Annotated in this window: 17 protein-coding genes and 1 pseudogene; 11 read left to right on the forward strand and 7 right to left on the reverse strand. The window is 73.1% G+C overall.

The window, feature by feature from the left end:
* Positions 1-34 precede the first annotated feature (34 nt).
* The gene (locus HD595_RS04425; protein ID WP_175589137.1) at positions 35-322 is read right to left on the reverse strand and encodes an antibiotic biosynthesis monooxygenase family protein; all 288 of its coding nucleotides are present in this window, start codon (positions 320-322) and stop codon (positions 35-37) included.
* Positions 323-381: 59 nt separating this feature from the next.
* On the opposite strand from HD595_RS04425, the gene HD595_RS04430 reads away from it, so the two are divergent.
* The 4 genes from HD595_RS04430 (at position 382) to HD595_RS04445 (ending at position 3717) form a co-directional block, all read left to right on the forward strand.
* The gene (locus HD595_RS04430; protein WP_253765841.1) at positions 382-738 is read left to right on the forward strand and encodes a DUF6703 family protein; all 357 of its coding nucleotides are present in this window, start codon (positions 382-384) and stop codon (positions 736-738) included.
* Between the two features lie 248 nt (positions 739-986).
* On the forward strand, positions 987-1922 hold the full coding sequence (locus tag HD595_RS04435) for a metal ABC transporter substrate-binding protein (RefSeq protein ID WP_253765843.1): 936 nt from the start codon (positions 987-989) through the stop codon (positions 1920-1922).
* 137 nt (positions 1923-2059) lie between these two features.
* On the forward strand, positions 2060-2845 hold the full coding sequence (locus HD595_RS04440) for a metal ABC transporter ATP-binding protein (RefSeq protein WP_253781055.1): 786 nt from the start codon (positions 2060-2062) through the stop codon (positions 2843-2845).
* Entirely contained in the window at positions 2842-3717 is an 876-nt protein-coding gene (locus HD595_RS04445) for a metal ABC transporter permease (RefSeq protein ID WP_253765845.1), read from the forward strand. The genes HD595_RS04440 and HD595_RS04445 overlap by 4 nt, the downstream gene beginning before the upstream one ends.
* A gap of 29 nt (positions 3718-3746) precedes the next feature.
* Here HD595_RS04445 and HD595_RS04450 read toward each other — a convergent pair.
* Positions 3747-4931 (reverse strand): annotated as a pseudogene (locus tag HD595_RS04450) (RNA-guided endonuclease InsQ/TnpB family protein); the annotation flags it as partial.
* A 122-nt stretch (positions 4932-5053) separates the two neighbouring features.
* On the opposite strand from HD595_RS04450, the gene HD595_RS04455 reads away from it, so the two are divergent.
* Positions 5054-5443, forward strand: coding sequence for a Fur family transcriptional regulator (locus tag HD595_RS04455; protein ID WP_253765848.1), 390 nt, complete (start codon positions 5054-5056; stop codon positions 5441-5443).
* Here HD595_RS04455 and HD595_RS04460 read toward each other — a convergent pair.
* The gene (locus tag HD595_RS04460; protein ID WP_253765851.1) at positions 5383-6300 is read right to left on the reverse strand and encodes a DMT family transporter; all 918 of its coding nucleotides are present in this window, start codon (positions 6298-6300) and stop codon (positions 5383-5385) included. The two genes, HD595_RS04455 and HD595_RS04460, sit on opposite strands and share 61 nt — an antisense overlap.
* Before the next feature lie 72 nt (positions 6301-6372).
* On the opposite strand from HD595_RS04460, the gene HD595_RS04465 reads away from it, so the two are divergent.
* Positions 6373-6921: a CGNR zinc finger domain-containing protein gene (locus HD595_RS04465; RefSeq protein ID WP_253765854.1), complete on the forward strand. Its 549-nt coding sequence runs from the start codon at positions 6373-6375 to the stop codon at positions 6919-6921.
* Between the two features lie 126 nt (positions 6922-7047).
* Here HD595_RS04465 and tsaA read toward each other — a convergent pair whose 3' ends face one another.
* Genes tsaA through recO form a run of 3 tightly spaced genes read right to left on the reverse strand, consistent with a single transcriptional unit; the run spans position 7048 to position 8996 of the window.
* Positions 7048-7458 (reverse strand): tRNA (N6-threonylcarbamoyladenosine(37)-N6)-methyltransferase TrmO, encoded by a 411-nt coding sequence (gene tsaA, locus HD595_RS04470; protein ID WP_253765856.1) that lies wholly within the window; start codon positions 7456-7458, stop codon positions 7048-7050.
* A 33-nt stretch (positions 7459-7491) separates the two neighbouring features.
* Positions 7492-8265 (reverse strand): isoprenyl transferase, encoded by a 774-nt coding sequence (locus HD595_RS04475; RefSeq protein WP_253765858.1) that lies wholly within the window; start codon positions 8263-8265, stop codon positions 7492-7494.
* A complete protein-coding gene (gene recO / locus HD595_RS04480; protein ID WP_253765860.1) occupies positions 8262-8996 on the reverse strand; it encodes a DNA repair protein RecO in 735 nt (244 codons plus the stop codon). Before recO ends, HD595_RS04475 begins: the two co-directional genes overlap by 4 nt.
* 143 nt (positions 8997-9139) lie before the next feature.
* Here recO and HD595_RS04485 point away from each other — a divergent pair, with 143 nt between their 5' ends.
* The 3 genes from HD595_RS04485 to HD595_RS04495 all read left to right on the forward strand — a co-directional run bounded on the left by HD595_RS04485 (position 9140) and on the right by HD595_RS04495 (position 12982).
* Positions 9140-10648 (forward strand): CDP-alcohol phosphatidyltransferase family protein, encoded by a 1509-nt coding sequence (locus HD595_RS04485; RefSeq protein WP_253765862.1) that lies wholly within the window; start codon positions 9140-9142, stop codon positions 10646-10648.
* Positions 10645-11364, forward strand: coding sequence for a DUF5941 domain-containing protein (locus tag HD595_RS04490; protein WP_253765864.1), 720 nt, complete (start codon positions 10645-10647; stop codon positions 11362-11364). Before HD595_RS04485 ends, HD595_RS04490 begins: the two co-directional genes overlap by 4 nt.
* A 193-nt stretch (positions 11365-11557) precedes the next feature.
* Positions 11558-12982 carry a glycoside hydrolase family 16 protein gene (locus HD595_RS04495; RefSeq protein ID WP_253765866.1) on the forward strand — a complete coding sequence of 475 codons (1425 nt, stop codon included), beginning with the start codon at positions 11558-11560 and terminating at the stop codon, positions 12980-12982.
* Positions 12983-13144: 162 nt separating this feature from the next.
* On the opposite strand, the gene HD595_RS46595 is transcribed toward HD595_RS04495, so the two are convergent.
* On the reverse strand, positions 13145-15499 hold the full coding sequence (locus tag HD595_RS46595; protein WP_308211099.1) for a GH1 family beta-glucosidase: 2355 nt from the start codon (positions 15497-15499) through the stop codon (positions 13145-13147).
* A gap of 195 nt (positions 15500-15694) precedes the next feature.
* Here HD595_RS46595 and HD595_RS04510 point away from each other — a divergent pair, with 195 nt between their 5' ends.
* Both HD595_RS04510 and ddaH read left to right on the forward strand, forming a co-directional pair.
* Positions 15695-16204: an Lrp/AsnC family transcriptional regulator gene (locus HD595_RS04510; RefSeq protein WP_253765868.1), complete on the forward strand. Its 510-nt coding sequence runs from the start codon at positions 15695-15697 to the stop codon at positions 16202-16204.
* Positions 16205-16410: 206 nt separating this feature from the next.
* Entirely contained in the window at positions 16411-17208 is a 798-nt protein-coding gene (ddaH, locus tag HD595_RS04515; protein WP_253765870.1) for a dimethylargininase, read from the forward strand.

Genomic DNA, 17208 nt, shown 5'->3' on the forward strand with positions numbered 1-17208 from the left:
GGGGACGTGGCGGGCCCCTCGCGCGGGAGTGAGGTTACGCCCGCTCTTGGGTGTAGACGTCCTCGAACGCGCTGGGCTCGTGGACCATGAGGATCATCAGGGGATACATCGCCATCCGGGCGGCCGAGAGGGCCCGGCGGTAGAAGCCGGCGCCCTCCCACTCGCTGACCAGGGCCCACAGGTTGGGCTCGTCGACGGATCGGGCGAGCCGGCCGCGCAGGTAGCCGGGCTGGGTGGCGAGGGTGTCGAGGATGGCGTGGCCCTGCTTGACGAAGTCCTGGGACTGGGACTCGGGAACGGTGTAGCGCATGACGGCGAGCACGTGACCAGATTAGAGGCGCTTGGACCCGCCGGAAGCGCCGACTGCCGTAGGCTCTGGCTGTGGCCCCGAACAGCAAGCGCCCGCTTCCCCAGGGGGAGCAGTTCTTCACGCCGGGCGCGACCGGCCTGCGCAAGGCCGTCGAGCGGCGCAGCGCCGTGCCGATGACGTACCTGTTCACGCAGGTCCCCCGCTGGGTGGCGCCCGCCGCGCTGGTGATCCTGCTGCTGGCGGGGTTCGCGGTCGCCAACCCGCTGGGCGGCGTGGCCGTGCTGCCGGTGATCCTGTTCGTCGGCTGGCTGGCGTATCTGTCGTGGCCGTCGCTGGGGGCGGGCGGCAAGCTGCTGCGGGTGGTCGTGCTGACCTTCCTGGTGCTCCTGGTGGCGACCCGCTTCGGCGCCTTCCCGAACGGCCTCTGACAGCGCCTCGCGCCTCCCGGCCTCCGCCGCGCTCCCGGCACGTCGCCTCGGGCCCCGGCGACGGCTCCGCCGCCCCCGCCGGGGCGATCACGCGTGCCCGCGTACCGACCCCCTGCATGCGGCACGCTGCCCACGCCCATGGGCGGCGCCCTCGCTCCTGTACGCCGTCCGGAATCCCCTTCCACGACGTGCCGCACGAACCCGGGAGATTTTGACAACCATTTTCATTTTGCCGCATACTGGCTCGCATGATGTCGCGATTGTCCCGGTCGTACGCTGCCGGTCTGCTGGCCGGAGCCGCCCTCCTCACCTCCACCGCGTGCGGGGCCGGCTCGGCGGAGACCGGAGCCGGCGCGGGCGGCGGCAAACCCGCCGTGGTGGCGGCCTTCTACCCCCTCCAGTGGCTCAGCCAGCAGGTGGGCGGCCCCGACGCCGCCGTGAGCGTGCTGACCGCCCCCGGCGTCGAGCCGCACGACCTGGAGCTCGGCCCCCACCAGATGGCGGAGCTGGGCGAGGCGAGCCTGATCGTCTACATCAAGGGCGTGCAGCCGGCCGTGGACGACGCCGTCGACGCGGACAAGGCCTTCGACGCGGCCACCGCCGTCAAGACCCTCCCCGCCGGCCACGACGAGGCCGGCCACGAGGGCGAGGAGGCGGAGCACGACCACGAGGTCTCCTACGACCCCCACCTCTGGCTCGACCCCGCGCGCCTGGCCACGGTCGCCACCGGGCTCGGCGAGCGGATGGCCGCCGCCGACCCGGCGCACGCGCAGGGCTACAAGGACCGCGCCGCCGCGACGGCGGCCTCCCTCGGCGCGCTCGACAAGGAGTTCACGCAGGGCCTGGCCACCTGCCGCTCCCGTACCCTGGTGACGGCCCACGAGGCGTTCGGCTACCTGGCCGACCGCTACCGGCTCAAGCAGGTCGGCATCACCCTCGCTCCCGAGGCCGAGCCCTCCCCCGCCCGCCTGGCCGAGGTCGCCGGGCTGGCCAAGAGTGAGAAGGTGACGACCGTGTTCACCGAGTCGCTGGTCAGCCCGAAGGTCGCGCAGGTGCTGGCCTCCGAGGTGGGGGCGAGGACGGCGGTGCTCGACCCGCTGGAGAGCAAGCCGTCCGGCGACTACCTGTCCGCGATGCGGGCCAACCTCACCACCCTGCGCACGGCCCTGGGATGCGGAGCATGACCATGAGCGAGACCGCCGGGAACACCACGGGCGAGAACGCCACGGGCGCGAACACCACAGCCGCCAACACCACGGGCGCCAGCACCACGGGCGCCAACACCACGGGCGCGAAGACCTCGGGCGAGACGGCCTTCTCCATGACCGGCGGGAAGGTCACCCTGGACCGGCGGCCGATCCTGCGGGGCGTGGACCTCACGATCCGCCCCGGCGAGGTGGTCGCGGTCATGGGCACCAACGGCTCCGGCAAGTCCACGCTGGTGCGGGCGCTGCTCGGCCTGATCCCGCTGTCCGGCGGCCAGACCCTCCTGTACGGCCGCCCGCCCGCCCGGTTCCGCGACTGGTGGCGCATCGGCTACGTGCCCCAGCGGCTCCAGGTCGGCGGCGGCGTGCCCGCCACGGTCCGCGAGGTGGTCGCCTCGGGACGGATCGCGCGGCAGCGCCGCCTGCGCCGGACCAGCGCGGCCGACCGGGCGGCCGTGGCCGACGCGCTGGAGGCCGTGGACCTGACCGCGCGGGCCGGCGACCCCGTGCAGCACCTGTCGGGCGGCCAGCAGCAGCGGGTGCTCATCGCCCGCGCGCTGGCCGGCGAGCCCGACACGTACGTCATGGACGAGCCCACGGCGGGCGTCGACGCCGAGACGCAGCGCCTGCTGGCCGACACGCTCGCCACGCTGGTGCTGCAGGGACGCACGATCGTGCTCGTCGCCCACGAGCTGGGCCCGCTGGAGCCGCTGATCACCCGGGGCGTCGTGGTGCGCGACGGCCTGATCACCCACGACGGCGCGCCGCCCCGGCCGGAGGGCGAGTGCGCCCGCCCGGGACACGAGCACGTCCATCCGCACGCCCCGGACGAGCCCGGCGCGAGCGAGATCCTCGGGCGCGGCGCGGGCGCCGGGCCGCTGAACTGGCAGGGAGAGGCATGATCGAGCTGCTGCAGGCGCCGTTCTTCCAGCTCGCGCTGGTCGCGGCGCTGCTGGTGGGCCTGTGCGCGCCCGCCGTGGGCACGTTCATCGTGCAGCGGCGGCTCTCGCTGCTCGGCGACGGCATCGGGCACGTCGCGCTGACCGGCGTGGCGCTCGGGTTCCTCACGGACACCGAGCCGGTGCTGACGGCCGTCGTGGTGTCCGTCGCGGGCGCCGTCACCATCGAGCTGGTACGGGCACGCGGCCGGACGAGCGGCGACGTGGCCCTGGCCCTGCTGTTCTACGGCGGCATCGCCGGCGGCGTCATGCTCATGGGCATCGCGCCGGGCGGCGGCACCGCCAAGCTGAACTCCTACCTGTTCGGCGCCATCGCCAGCGTCACCACCGAGGACATCTGGGTCATCGGCGCGCTGGCGGTCGCGGTCGTCGCGGTGGTGGTGATCTTCGGCAGGGAGTTGTTCGTCCTGTGCCAGGACGAGGAGATGGCGCGGGCCAGCGGCCTGCCGGTGCGCTTCCTCAGCCTGGTGATCGCGATCACGGCGGCGCTGACCGTCGTCATCGCCATGCGCGTGGTCGGGCTGCTGCTCGTCAGCGCGCTCATGGTGATCCCGGTGGCCACGAGCCAGCAGCTCACCAGGGGCTTCCGGGCGACGATGGCGCTGGCCATGACGATCGGCGTGGTGGTCGCCGTGGGCGGCCTCCTGGCCTCCACGCTGTCGTCCCGGGTGCCGCCGGGCGCCGCGATCGTCCTTCTCGCGCTCGCCGGCTTCGTGCTGGCCCTCGGTGTCGGTAGATTCGTACGCCGAGGCCGTGTCCGGGAGCCGGGCATACACGGGGATCCTACGACGACGCCTGTCAGGGAGGCTGCTTGACTTTCTCCCCATGCCTGGAGGCGAGGGATTCCCACCTTCGCAGGTCGGGGTTCCTGCTTCACCGGCGACCGCACCCGGGTGGACCCGGAGTGTCTGACGTCACCTCCGCAGGCAGTCACGGCAAGACCTGCCGCCAGGATGTTCTTCGCGGCGTTGAGGTCCCGGTCGTGCCGGGTGCCGCAGGACGGGCACTGCCACGTCCGGATGCCGAGCGGAAGCCGCTCAAGCAGGTGCCCGCAGGCCGAGCAGGTCTTGGAGCTGGGCAGCCAGCGGTCGACCACGACCAGGTGACGCCCGTACCTGGCCGCCTTGTAGGCGAGCATGCGGCGGAAGGCGCCCCATCCGCAGTCGGAGACGGCCTTGGCCAGTGTGCGGTTGCGGATCATGTTGGTCACGGCCAGGTCCTCGATCACGATCACGTCGTGGTCGCGGACCAGCCGCGTGCTGGTCTTGTGCAGGAAGTCCGTGCGGGACGCGCGTACCTTCCGGTGGGCGCGGGCGACCTTGGCCTTCGCCTTGCGGTGGTTGCTCGACCCCTTGACCTTGCGTGCTCGGCGGCGCTGGTAGCGGGCCAGGTTGCGCTCCCGCTTGGCCAGATGGCGCGGGTTGGGGATCTTGTCGCCGTCGGAGGTGACGGCGAAGTCCGTCACGCCGAGATCCACGGCGACCACGGTGCCCGCCGCCGCGAGCCGGTCGGGAACGGCGACATCGGCGGCGAAGGAGACGTACCACCGTCCGCACGGGTCCCGGGAGACGGTCACCGTGGTCGGGTCGATGGACGCCGGGTGCACCTCGGGCCAGGACCAGACGAATGCCAGGGGCGCGTCCATCTTCGCGAGGAACAGTCGCCCGTCTCGGTAGCGGAACCCCGAGCGGGTGTATTCGGCCGACTGCCGTCCGGTTCGGGACTTGTAGCGCGGATGTCGGGCGCGTCCGGCGAAGAAGTTCGTGAACGCCGCCTGCTGGTGCCGGATCGCCTGCTGCAACGGCACCGACGACACCTCGTTCAGCCATGCCAGCTCGTCGGTGGCCTTCATCGCGGTGAGGTAGGCGTTCGCCTGGACAAAGCCGATCTTCGCCTGCTGGGTGCGGTATCGGTCGCGCCGCCAGGCCAGGGTGCGGTTCCAGACGACGCGTACGCACCCGAACGTGCGATTCAACGCACTGGCCTGCTCAGGCGTCGGGTACGCCCGGCACTTGTACGCCGTCCTCACAGATCCATTCTGACGAATCACCCCCTCAGGAATCAGCCACTTCGCACGAAGCACGTGCGTGGTGGTGCCCGGCCTTCCTGCCCAGGGCCCAAGCCCGGGGTCTCCAGCACCAAGGAGTTTCGATGAGCACGAGACGCGATGCCGTGCACGACACTCTTCGCCGAAGCGAGGGGTTCCGCAGCGCGCAGGACGTCTACGCCGAGATGCGCCAGCACGGCGCCAAGATCGGCCTGACCACGGTCTACCGCGCCCTGCAGGCGCTGGCCGACGGCGGTCAGGTCGACGTGCTGCGCACCGACGACGGCGAGTCCGTCTACCGCGCGTGCGCCAGCGGCGACCATCACCACCACCTGGTCTGCCGCCGCTGCGGTCACACCGTCGAAGTGGCCGGCCCGGCCGTGGAGCGCTGGGCGGAGGCGGTCGGCGGCGAGCACGGCTTCACCGAGATCACTCACACGGTCGAGGTCTTCGGCACCTGCGCGTCCTGCTCGGCCTCCGTGCGGGCCGGCTGAGCGCCGCGCGAGCCGTACAGGACACCGAGGACGATCACCGCGCAGCCGGCGAGCTGGAGCGGCGACGGGCGCTCGCCGAGCGTCAACGCCGACAGCGCCACGGTGGTCAGCGGCTGCACGAGCAGCAGCAGCGCGGTGAGCGCGGCCGGCTGCCTCGGCAGCGTGTACGTGATCAGCGACCAGCCGATCACCTGCGGCCCGAGCGCGAGCAGCAGCAGCCAGCCGTGCGCAGGCCAGGCCGGGACCAGGTCGGCGCCGCCGAAGACCGGGCTCAGCGCCGCGATGGCGAGGGCCGCCACGGCCGTGGCGTGCGCGAGAGGCCCGGCGGCCCGCTCCGAGCCGCCCTTCATCAGCAGCAGGAAGCCGGCGTACGAGATCGAGGTGGCGGTGCCGGTCAGCGCGCCGAGCATCGGGTCTGAGCCGTAGGCGGCGCTGTCGAACAATCCCGAGATGAGCGCCACCCCCGCGAACACCACCGGGGTCGCAAGCATGAGCCGGCCCGAAGGCCGCTCCCGGAAGATCGCCCAGGCGGCGAACGCGACGATGAAGACCTGGAGGTTGCCGAGCACGGTGGCCAGGCCCGCGCCCACGTAGGCGATGGTGTGGTGCCAGAACAGCAGGTCGAGGGCGAACAGCAGGCCGGCCGCCCACGCGATGCCGGTCGCCCGGCGCCCCAGCGGGCCGAGCCGGCGGCGTTCGCGCCAGGCCAGGACGGCCATGGGCGGCACCGCGTACGCGCACCGGAAGAAGGCCGAGGTGGCGGGTGAGACGTCGGCCAGCCTGACGAGGGGGGCGGAGGTCGAGATGATCAGCGCTCCGGCGATCGCGACGAGCACGATGCGGCGGTGTCCGCTCACGTATGACCCCCGAACGCGCAGACTAGAGATACGCTGCGTCCACGCTAGAATGGGCGCCAGACAGGAGTCAACATGCCGTTTGGCCATGACATGGTCCACTCGCTGGCCACGGTCGTCGAGCTGGTCAACACCTCGCCCTCGACCGGCGGCGATGACCGGCTGGCCGACCTCGCCACACTCCGGGCGTTCGTCGAGGCGCGGCAGGTCAGCGGCATCACCACGCTCACCCCGCGCGACCTCGGCCAGGTGCGCCTGGTACGGGAGGCGTTCCACCGGGTGTTCACCGCGCCCGACCAGCCGACCGCGGTGCGCCAGCTCAACGCGCTGCTCTCCGAGACGCGGATCACGCCCCGGCTGACCGAGCACGACGGCCACCCGCTGCACGTCCACTACTTCGCGCCCGACGCGACGCTGTCGGAGCACCTGGCCGCCGACTGCGGGGTCGCGCTGGCCCACCTGCTCGTCGAGGGCGAGTGGGAGCGGCTGCGCACCTGCTCGGCGCCCGACTGCGACCGCGTGTTCGTCGACGAGTCGCGCAACCGCTCCCGTGTCTACTGCGACAGCCGCACCTGCGGCAACCGCATGCACGTCGCCGCCTACCGCGCCCGCCGCCGCGCCTGAGGGGGAGCCGGACGGCCGGCGTTCGGTGTCGTGTCCGAGGAGAGCCGGACGGCCGGCGTTCGGTGTCGTGTCCGAGGAGAGCCGGACGGCCGGCGTTCGGTGTCGCGGTCGAGGAGAGCCGGACGGCTAGCGTTCGGTGTCGCGGTCGAGCACCGGCTTGACGTCCACGATGGGGGTGCCGTCCAGCGCCTCCAGGTCACGCACCCGCAGCCGCGTCCCCTCGACCGCGACGACGCCCACCCGGTGCAGCCCCACGGGGTTGGGCCGGTCCGGAGAGCGGGTGCTGAAGACGCCCTGCCGGGGCCGGCTCGCGTCGCCGCGCGGATGGACGGACAGGACGTCGCGGACGGCCCGGTCGAGCCAGGTCAGCACGATGACCTCGTCGCCCTCACGCAGGTCGCGCAGCCCCTCGCGCACCCGCTCCTCGAACACCAGCCACGCCTCCGGCGCGCCCTCGTCACCCTGCTTGGGCGCCTGCCCCCGGTCGGTCAGAGGCGACTCGACATGGCCGATCGGCTCGATCACGTACGGACTCATGGCGCGCATCCTGCCGTAAGCGCGCCCCGTCTTCTAGACCTGGTTGGGGATGGCGCCGCCGTAGCGCCGGTCGCGCTTGGCGAAGATCTCGCACGCCTCCCACAGGTCACGGCGGTCGAAGTCGGGCCAGAGCCGGTCGAGGAACACCATCTCCGCGTAGGCCGACTGCCACAGCAGGAAGTTGGAGAAGCGCTGCTCCCCCGACGAGCGGACGAACAGGTCGACCGCCGGGATCTCCGGCTCGTCGAGGTAGCGGGAGAAGACCTTCTCGTCCACCTTCGACGGCTTGACCCGGCCCGCCGCGATGTCGGCGGCCAGCTTGACCGCGGCCTGCACGATCTCGGCCTGCCCGCCGTAGTTGACGCAGAACTGCAGCGTCAGCTTCCGGTTGTGCACGGTCATCTCCTCGGCCGTCTGGAGCTCGGAGATGACGCTCTTCCACAGCCGGCCGGGACGGCCCGCCCAGCGCACCCGCACGCCCATCGCGTGCAGCTCGTCGCGGCGCCGGCGGATGACGTCGCGGTTGAAGCCCATGAGGAAGCGCACCTCGTCGGGCGAGCGCTTCCAGTTCTCCGTGGAGAAGGCGTACGCGCTGAGGTACGGGATGCCCAGCTCCAGCGCGCCCTCGATGACGTCGAACAGCGACGCCTCGCCCGCCTTGTGGCCCTCGGTGCGGGGCAGCCCGCGGGCCTTGGCCCAGCGCCCGTTGCCGTCCATGACGATGGCCACGTGCCGCGGCACGAACTCGCGGGGGATCGGCGGCGGCGTGGCGCCGGACGGGTGGGGGGACGGCGGTCGGACGTTCACACTGGCTCCCTTTCGACGTGTCGCAGAGAGCGTATTCCGTGTTCGAGGTGCCATTGGAGGTACGCGGCCACCAGGCCGCTGCACTCGCCGCGGTGACGCTGCTCGGAGGCGTCGGCCGTCGCCCAGTCGCCGCGCAGCAGCGCCGTCATGAGCCCGATCGTCTCGATCGCCGGCACGGCCGCGCCCGCCGGCCGGCAGGCGCCGCAGACCACGCCGCCGGAGACGATGGCGAACGCCCTGATCGCGGGCGCCCGGCACTTGGCGCACGCGTCGAGCGCGGGCGCGTAGCCCGCCACCGCCAGGGAGCGCAGGAAGTAGGCGTCGAGGACCAGGCGCGGCTCGTGCAGGCCCTCGGCCAGCGTGCGCAGCCCGCCCACCAGCAGCAGGAAGTGCCGCAGGGCCGGCTCCTTCTCGCCGTGGACGAGCCGGTCGGCCGTCTCCAGCATCGCCGTGCCCGCGGTGTAGCGCGGGTAGTCGGACGCCAGCGCCTCGCCGTACGGCCGGATCGTCTCGGCCTGCGTGACGACGTCGAGCGTGCGGCCCGTGTGGAGCTGCAGGTCGACGTGCGTGAACGGCTCCAGCCGGGCGCCGAAGCGCGAGGTGGTGCGGCGCACGCCCTTGGCGACGGCGCGCACCTTGCCCGTGCGCCTGGCCAGGATGGTGACGATGCGGTCGGCCTCGCCGAGCTTCTGCGTGCGCAGAACCACGCCTTCGTCACGGTAGAGACTCACTCGCCCATCTTATGGCCGCACGGTCTTTCTGTTACGGGACCGCGTCAGTGACGCGACTCTGCGCGACTCTCATTAGACTCAGACGCCTGTCCCCGCAATACCTCCAGTAGTTCATCCCCCCGCAACCGCCTCGAAAGGGAGTCATGACCCGCGTGGTCCTGCTGGGCTCTTCGCCCGGCCCCGACACCGCTCCTACCGGCCTGAGGCTCGCGGCGCTGCCCGGCGGCCCGACCGTGGCAGAGCGACTGCGCAGCCAGATCCTGTCCCTGGATCCGCGGCCGGCGACCATCGAGTCCGACGACGTGGCCGCCGCCCTGCGCGCGCTGGCCGACGTCGCGGAGTCCGCGACCGAGAGCCTGCTCATCCTGCCCGCCAACTCGGTGATCCACGACGAGCTCATCTACCAGATCACCAAGACCAAACGCGGCGCGCTGGCCCTCATCGCCAAGGAGCCCAGGCCGGAGGCGGCCGACGAGGCGCAGGAAGACATCGTCCCGATCGACGAGGCGGAGCCCGAGATCAGCCTCCGGCGTTTCGAGGACCTGCCCGTGCGCGCCCGCGCCGGCAAGTCCCGCATCGTCTCCGTCGGCACCGCCCACCACGCCGTGACCCGGCCCAACATGGTCGCGCTCGGCCCCCTGCACGTCAGCACGCGCAACGCGGCCGTCCTGGCCGAGGCGTGCCGCGAGATGGCCGGCCTCGCCCACCTGTTCGGCGAGGACGACGACCTGGTCCAGCTCCTGATCTTCGGCCTGGTGCGCAAGGGCGTGTCGGTCGGCGTCCGCGGCCGGCGCGACCTGTTCTTCCGCCGGGTCTCGACGCAGCAGGAGGCCGACGAGGCCGTCGCCGAGATGTCCGGCTTCGACGAGGACCGGGCCCGGCTCAACAACGCGGTCAAGGGCGCCGACGGCTTCTTCACCACCTACTTCGTCTCCACCTACTCCCGTTTCATCGCCCGCTGGGCGGCCCGGCGCGGGCTGACGCCCAACCAGGTCACGCTCATCTCGATCACGCTGGGCGTGCTCGCGGCGGCCTGCTTCGCCACCGGTGACCGGCCGTGGATGGTGCTCGGCGGCGCCCTCATCTACTTCGCGTTCGTCTTCGACTGCGTCGACGGGCAGGTCGCCCGCTACGCCCGCAAGTTCGGCGTGCTCGGCGCCTGGCTCGACGCGACGTTCGACCGCTTCAAGGAGTACGTCGTCTTCGCCGGCCTGGCGATCGGCTGGGTCGTGTCGGGCAACGGCGACGACATCTGGATCCTCGCGCTGGCCGCCATCGGCCTGCAGTCGGTGCGCCACCTGCTCGACTTCTCCTACGGCGTCGCCAACCGGCGCAAGCCGCCGGCCCAGCTGCCCACGCTGCCGCTGACCGCGCCCGACGACCGCCCCCTGCGCAAGGCTCTGGAGCGCCGCCGGGTCGAGCGCAGCCAGGGCATCCGGGGCGTGCTGAAGATGTGGTCCAAGGCCGGGCGTTACCGCGCCGTCCACTGGGCGCGTAAGATGATCGTCTTCCCCATCGGCGAGCGGTTCGCGGCCATCGCGATCACCGCCGCCCTCTTCGACGCCCGCATCACCTTCCTCACGCTGGTGATCTGGGGCACCGTCGCCGCCGTCTACACCCTCACCGGACGCCTCATGAGGTCGCTCGCATGATCACCTACCCGCAGGCCGCCGCCACCCCCACGCCGGATCCCGACGAGGAGCGCCGCCGCGTCCAGACCGCCCGCCTGCTCGCCTACCGTGACGACGGGCCCCTCGTCCACGCGCTGTCCGGCCGCCTCGGCAAGGGCCTGCCCCCGGTGCCCGCCACGCTGCTGGCGCTGGTCGCGGTCGCCGTCCTCACCGCGATCGGCCTGCCGTCGTCCGGGCCGATGCTGCTCGTGCCCGTGCTCGTCGTCCTGGTGCTCGTGCTGCCGACCGCGCCGCGCGACCACCTGGGCCGGCTCGACTGGCTCACCCCGCCGCTGCTGCGCGGCACCGAGTTCCTGACCATCATCGCGGTGGGCCTGGCGGCCGACGCGCCCCGGTGGCTGCTGTTCGTGCTCGTGTACGTCGTGGGCTACCACACCTACGACACCGTCTACCGCACGCGGCAGAGCATCTGGCCGCCCGCCTGGGTGTTCCACGCGGGGCTCGGCTGGGAGCTGCGGCTGCTGCTCATCGGCGCGGGCGCGGCGCTCGGCTGGCTGCCGCTGGTGCTGGCGCTGCTGACGGCCTACCTGTTCGTGCTGTTCGCGGTGGAGAGCGTGACGAGCTGGGTGCGCCTGGACAAGCAGTCCGCGCAGGCCGGCGCCGAGGCCGAGCAGGACCTGGAGGCCTCTCCCGAGGACGCCCTGGAGGCGGCCACCGGCGAGGCCGACAAGGGCTGACCTCCCCCAGGATCCGTCCGGCGAGCCGGGGCGCGTGCGTCGAGCACCGCCCCGGCTCGCTCGCGTTCGCGCTCCGTGTTTGAGAGCGCTCTCCATCGTTTGACACCCCCGTCACGGCATGTTTACCTCTCTGTAAGAGAGCGCTCTCTCGCGACAGGTCCACGCTCCGCCCCCGCATCCCCCAGGAGCAGCCATGACAACGCGCCTCCTCCCCCGCCTCCCCCGCCGCCACCGGCGTCGCCTGGCCGCCCTCGCCGCGGCTCTGGTCACGCTCGCCGGCCTGCTCGTCCACGCGGCGGCCGGCGCCTCGGCCGCCGTCCCGCCCACCCCGTCCGGCTGGTCGCTCGTCTGGTCGGACGACTTCACCGGCCCCTCCGGCTCGGCCCCGTCGGCCGAGTGGATCGTCGACACCGGCCACGCCTACCCCGGCGGCCCCGCCGACTGGGGCACCGGCGAGATCCAGAACTACACCGGCAACCCCGCCAACCTCAGCCTCGACGGCTCCGGCAACCTGCGCATCACCCCGCAGCGCGGCTCGTCCGGCGAGTGGACCTCGGCCCGGATCGAGACCCGGCGGGCCGACTTCAAGCCCGCCGACGGTCGCGTGCTGCGCATCGAGGGCCGCATCCAGATGCCGAACGTCACCGGTGACGCCGCCCTCGGCTACTGGCCCGCCTTCTGGGCGCTCGGCGCGCCGTACCGGGGCAACTACTGGAACTGGCCGGGCATCGGCGAGTTCGACATCATGGAGAACGTCAACGGCGTCAACGCCGTCTGGGGCGTCCTGCACTGCGGCGTCAACCCCGGCGGCCCCTGCCAGGAGACCAACGGGCTCGGCGCCAACCGGGCCTGCCCCGGCTCCACCTGCCAGTCGGCCTTCCACACCTACCGCTTCGAGTGGGACCGCTCCGTCAGCCCCAACCAGCTGCGCTGGTACGTGGACGGCCAGCAGTTCCACAGCGTGAGCCAGGCCCAGCTCGACGCCGGCACCTGGACCGCCATGACCGGCCACGCCGGCTACTTCCTGCTGCTCAACGTGGCCATGGGCGGCGCCTTCCCCAACGGCGTGGCCGGGTTCGGCACGCCCACCGCGGCCACCGTGCCCGGGCGGCCGATGCTGGTGGACTACGTGGCCGTGTGGCAGAGCGGCGGCGCCGGCCCCACGCCGACGCCCACCGTGACGCCCACGGTGCCGCCCGGCGGGGTGGATGCCCGCTCCACCATCCAGGCCGAGGCGTACCAGGCCCAGTCGGGCACCATGATCGAGAGCACGACCGACACCGGCGGCGGGCAGAACGTCGGCGGGATCGCCAACGGCGACTGGCTGCGCTTCGACGGGGTGGACTTCGGCTCCGAGGCGGCCCGGCAGGTCAAGGTGCGCGTGGCGTCCGGGGCGGCGGCCGGGGTGAGCGGGCTCGTCCAGGTGCGCCTGGACAGCCTGGGCGCGGCTCCGGTGGGCGACTTCGCGGTGGCCTCGACCGGCGGCTGGCAGAGCTGGCGCACCGTGCCGGCCAACATCGCCCCGGTGACGGGCCGGCACACGGTCTACCTGACCTTCGCCAGCGGCCGGCCGGCCGACTTCGTCAACGTCAACTGGTTCACGTTCTCGACCACCTGACCGGCGGTCTCCAGCCCGGCGGCCTCCTGACCGGCGGCCTCCTGACCGGCGACCGCCCGACCGGCGACCGCCCGACCGGCCACCGCCCGACCGGCCACCGCCCGACGGGGCGGCCTCCTGACCGGTGCCCGCCCCGGCTCGCCCCGCCCGCCCGGCCGGCGCTCAGGTCGAGTCGCGCACCACCAGGCGGGCCGGCAGCACCACGGGGCCCGCGTGCCGGCCGTCCAGGCGGGACAGCATCAGCCGCGCCAGCGCGAGGGCCTGGTCCTCGGCCGGCACCCGGACCGTGGTCAGGGCCGGTGTCGTGCAGGAGGCCGCGTCGATGTCGCCGAACCCGGCGATCGCGACGTCCTCCGGCACCCGCCGCCCCAGGTCGCGAGCCGCGCGCAGCGCGCCGATCGCCAGGTCGTCGGAGGTGGCGAAGAGCGCGTCCAGCTCCGGGTGGTCCGACAGGAGCCGCCGGGCCGCCGCCGCGCCCGACTCGCGGTCGAGCCCGGACAGGGCGAGCAACGGCCGTAGCCCGGCCTCACGCAGGGCGTCGCGGTGCCCGGCGAGCCGGTCCTGCACGGCGACGAGGTCCGTCGGCCCGCAGACCATGCCGATGCGGCGGCGGCCCCCGGCCAGCAGGTGGGCGGTGGCCGCCCGCGCGCCGCCGGCGTCGTCCACGGCCACGTGCGGCACGAGCGAGGCCACGGCCGGGCGGCCGAGCAGCACGACGGGCACGCCGGTGCGGGCCAGCCGCTCGGCCAGCGGGCCGTGGTCGTCGGGCGGCAGCAGCACCACCCCGTCGGCCTGGCGCGCCTCGACGTGCTGGATGACGCGCCGCCGGCTGTCGGCCGTGTCGGCCAGCATGAGCGTGATCTGCTTGCCGGCCCCTTCCAGCATGCTGGTGACGTACCGGACGACGGCCGCGATCAGCGCGTCGCCGCCGTGGCGCGGCTCGGACAACACCAGCGCCACCGTGTCGGTCCTGCGGGTGACGAGGCTGCGCGCGGCGGCGTTGGGGACGTACCCGAGCTCGCTGATCGCGCGCAGCACCGCGTCGCGCGCCTCGGCGCTGACCGACGCCTCGCCGTTGACGACCCGCGAGACCGTGGCCCGCGAGACGCCGGCGCGGGCGGCGACGGTCTCCAGCGTGGGCCGCCGCGTCCGGCCGTCGGGCAGGCCGTTGCGGGCGATGACGTCGCGGTACCACAGGGCGCTGTCCTTCAGCCGCCGCCGCTGGGTCTCCAGGTCCACGTGGACCAGGCCGAACTTGCGCCGGTAGCCGTCGGCCCACTCGACGCAGTCGAGCAGCGACCACACGAGGTAGCCGCGGACCTTGGCCCCCTCCTCCAGCGAGACCCGCAGCGCGCGCAGGTGCTCCTCGATGAAGCTCGTCCGCTCGACGTCGTGGATGCCGTCGGCCGTGACCACGTCGACGAAGTCCGCCCCGTTCTCGGTGATCATCATCTCGGTCTCGGGGTACTCCCGCGACAGGCGGCGCAGCAGCAGGGTCAGCCCGCTGGGCACGATGGGCCAGCCCATGGCCGTCACGGCGGTGGGCACGCTGCAGAACAGGACGTCCTCGCTGCCGGGGAAGGCCGGGTCGGCCACCGCGCCCGGCCGGGCCTGCACGACGGTCGGGGTGTAGTAGTTGACGCCCAGCAGGTCGATCGGCCGGCCGATGAGGTCGAGGTCGCCGTCGCGGACGTGCCCGAGCCCGGCCGTCCGCTCGATCAGCGCCAGCAGGTCGGCGGGGTAGCGCCCGCGCAGCACCGGCTCCAGGAACTGCCGGTTGTGCAGCGCGTCGATGCGCGCCACCGCCGCCGCGTCCTCCTCGGACGGCCGCGACTCCATGTCGCCGAGCTGGCCGGGGGTGAGCACGGGCGAGAGGTTGAGCAGGATGCCGGCCCGGCCGGCGCCCGCCGAGCGCAGCGCCTCCAGGCCGAGCCCGTGGGCGAGCAGCATGTGGTGCGCGGCGGTGAACGCCTCGGCCGCCGAGCTCCGGCCGGGCGCGTGGACGCCGGAGCCGTGCCCGAGGAAGGCCGCCACCCACGGCTCGTTGAGCGTGAACCAGGTGCCGACGCGGTCGCCGAGGCGGTCGTGGACGGCCCGGGCGTAGTCGGCGAAGCGGTGGGCGGTGTCGCGGGAGGTCCAGCCGCCCTCGTCCTCCAGGGCCTGGGGCAGGTCCCAGTGGTAGAGGGTGGCGTACGGGGCGATGCCGGCGGCCAGCAGCTCGTCCACCAGCCGGTCGTAGAAGTCCAGGCCGGGGCCGTTGAGCCGCCCCCGGCCCGTGGGCATGACGCGCGGCCAGCTCACCGAGAACCGGTAGGCGGCCATGCCGAGGTCCTTCATCAGCCGGACGTCGTCGGCGTGGCGCCGGTAGTGGTCGCAGGCCGGATCGCCGTTGCGCCCGCCGGGGAAGACGTCCCAGATCGACGGGCCGCGCCCGTCCTCGGTGGTCGCCCCCTCGATCTGGTAGGCGGACGTGGACACTCCCCACACGAACCCTTCGGGGAAGCGCGCTGTGCTCATCTCTCGACAACCCTCCGGCGGCGTACGCGGACGCGGCAGGCGGCGTCGCGCGGCGCCTAGTCTGCCGCATGTCCCGTCATGTCGCGCGGCGCGCCGGCGCTCGTCACGTCGGGACGCCGCCGCCTGTCCTGTCGCGCGGCGCGCCGACGTCCGCCCGCGTCGCGCCGTGACGGGGCGAGGCGGTATACAGGGCCCGTGGAACTGGACCGGCTGGATCGCGCCATCATCGCCGCCCTCGTCGAGGACGCCCGGCAGACCTACGCGGAGATCGGGCACCACGTCGGGCTGAGCGCGTCCGCCGTCAAGCGCCGCGTCGACCGGCTGCGCGAGACCGGCGTCATCACGGGCTTCAGCGCCCGGGTCGCGCCGCGCGCGCTCGGCTGGACCACCGAGGCGTACGTCGAGCTGTTCTGCCAGGGCAAGACCAAGCCGTCCGACATCGCGCTCGCGGTCGCGAAGTTCCCGGAGGTGGTGGCGGCGGCCACGATCACCGGCGAGGCCGACGCGCTGGTGCACATCCGCGCCACGGACGTGCGTCACGTGGAGCGGGTCATCGAGCGGATCGCGGCCCAGGCGTTCGTGGTGCGCACCAAGAGCTCGATCGTGCTGTCGCGCCTGGTGGACGAGCCTCCGGGGGCCTCCCTGGACGAGGTCGCGGGCGCCGGGCAGGTGCGGGAGACGCCGCCCGAGGCCGCCCTGCGCTAGCCGCCCGAGACACCCTGGGAGGGCCGCGTGGCGGGGCTGTCCGGTGGCCGCGCAACGGATCGCACGCCGACGCCCGATACTCGCAACAGACCCGCGCGAACACGCCATTCGCATTGCTTGGCCTGCATAAACATACATTCCTAGGCTGTGCTCGTCCCCCACGCCCGGGGCTCACACACCCTTGTACGACCTCTACGGAGACCTGCATGCCCAAGCACTTCCTCATGTGCCGCCCCGAGCACTTCACGGTTGAGTACGCCATCAACCCGTGGATGCATCCGGAGGCGGGCGCCGACCGCGACGTCGCGATCCGGCAGTGGGAGGGACTCAAGTCCACGTACGAGAGCCTCGGGCACCAGGTCAGCCTCATCGACCCGGTCGAGGGCCTGCCCGACATGGTCTTCGCGGCCAACGGCGCCCTCGTCGTGGACGGCCGGGCGTACGGCGCCCGCTTCGCCTTCCCCGAGCGCGGCCCCGAGGGACCGGCGTACCTGCGCTGGTTCGCCGAGCGCGGGTATCCTGTGCTGGAGCCGGAGCACGTCAACGAGGGTGAGGGCGACTTCCTGACCCTGGACGAGGTCGTGCTGGCCGGCACCGGGTTCCGCACGAACGTCGCCGCCCACCTGGAGGCCCAGGAGTTCGTCGGCCGCCCGGTGGTGTCGCTCACGCTGGTGGACCCCCGCTTCTACCACCTCGACACGGCGCTGTTCCCGCTCGACGGCCGCAACGTCTGCTACTACCCCGACGCCTTCTCCGAGGGCAGCCGGCGGGTCCTGGCCCGGATGTTCCCGGACGCGGTGCTCGCGAGCGCGGCCGACGCGGAGGTGCTCGGGCTCAACGCCGTCAGCGACGGCACCCACGTGGTCATCAACTACGAGGCCGCGGATCTGCAGCTCGAACTGAAGCGGCGGGGCTACGAGCCGGTCCCCGTCGACCTGTCCGAGCTGCGCAAGGCGGGCGGCGGCCCGAAGTGCTGCACACTGGAGATCAGGGGGGACAACTAG

Source organism: Nonomuraea roseoviolacea subsp. carminata, assembly GCF_024172185.1.
GTDB lineage: Bacteria > Actinomycetota > Actinomycetes > Streptosporangiales > Streptosporangiaceae > Nonomuraea > Nonomuraea roseoviolacea.

Excerpts from the sequence above, each read along its gene's own strand:
- HD595_RS04445 (WP_253765845.1), top strand. The coding sequence starts at position 2,842 with ATGATCGAGCTGCTGCAGGCGCCGTTCTTCCAGCTCGCGCTGGTCGCG.
- HD595_RS04485 (WP_253765862.1), top strand. The coding sequence starts at position 9,140 with ATGACCCGCGTGGTCCTGCTGGGCTCTTCGCCCGGCCCCGACACCGCT.
- HD595_RS04465 (WP_253765854.1), top strand. The coding sequence starts at position 6,373 with ATGCCGTTTGGCCATGACATGGTCCACTCGCTGGCCACGGTCGTCGAG.
- HD595_RS04495 (WP_253765866.1), top strand. The coding sequence starts at position 11,558 with ATGACAACGCGCCTCCTCCCCCGCCTCCCCCGCCGCCACCGGCGTCGC.
- tsaA (WP_253765856.1), bottom strand. The coding sequence starts at position 7,458 with ATGAGTCCGTACGTGATCGAGCCGATCGGCCATGTCGAGTCGCCTCTG.
- HD595_RS04435 (WP_253765843.1), top strand. The coding sequence starts at position 987 with ATGATGTCGCGATTGTCCCGGTCGTACGCTGCCGGTCTGCTGGCCGGA.
- ddaH (WP_253765870.1), top strand. The coding sequence starts at position 16,411 with ATGCCCAAGCACTTCCTCATGTGCCGCCCCGAGCACTTCACGGTTGAG.
- HD595_RS04455 (WP_253765848.1), top strand. The coding sequence starts at position 5,054 with ATGAGCACGAGACGCGATGCCGTGCACGACACTCTTCGCCGAAGCGAG.
- HD595_RS04440 (WP_253781055.1), top strand. The coding sequence starts at position 2,060 with ATGACCGGCGGGAAGGTCACCCTGGACCGGCGGCCGATCCTGCGGGGC.
- HD595_RS46595 (WP_308211099.1), bottom strand. The coding sequence starts at position 15,499 with ATGAGCACAGCGCGCTTCCCCGAAGGGTTCGTGTGGGGAGTGTCCACG.
- HD595_RS04490 (WP_253765864.1), top strand. The coding sequence starts at position 10,645 with ATGATCACCTACCCGCAGGCCGCCGCCACCCCCACGCCGGATCCCGAC.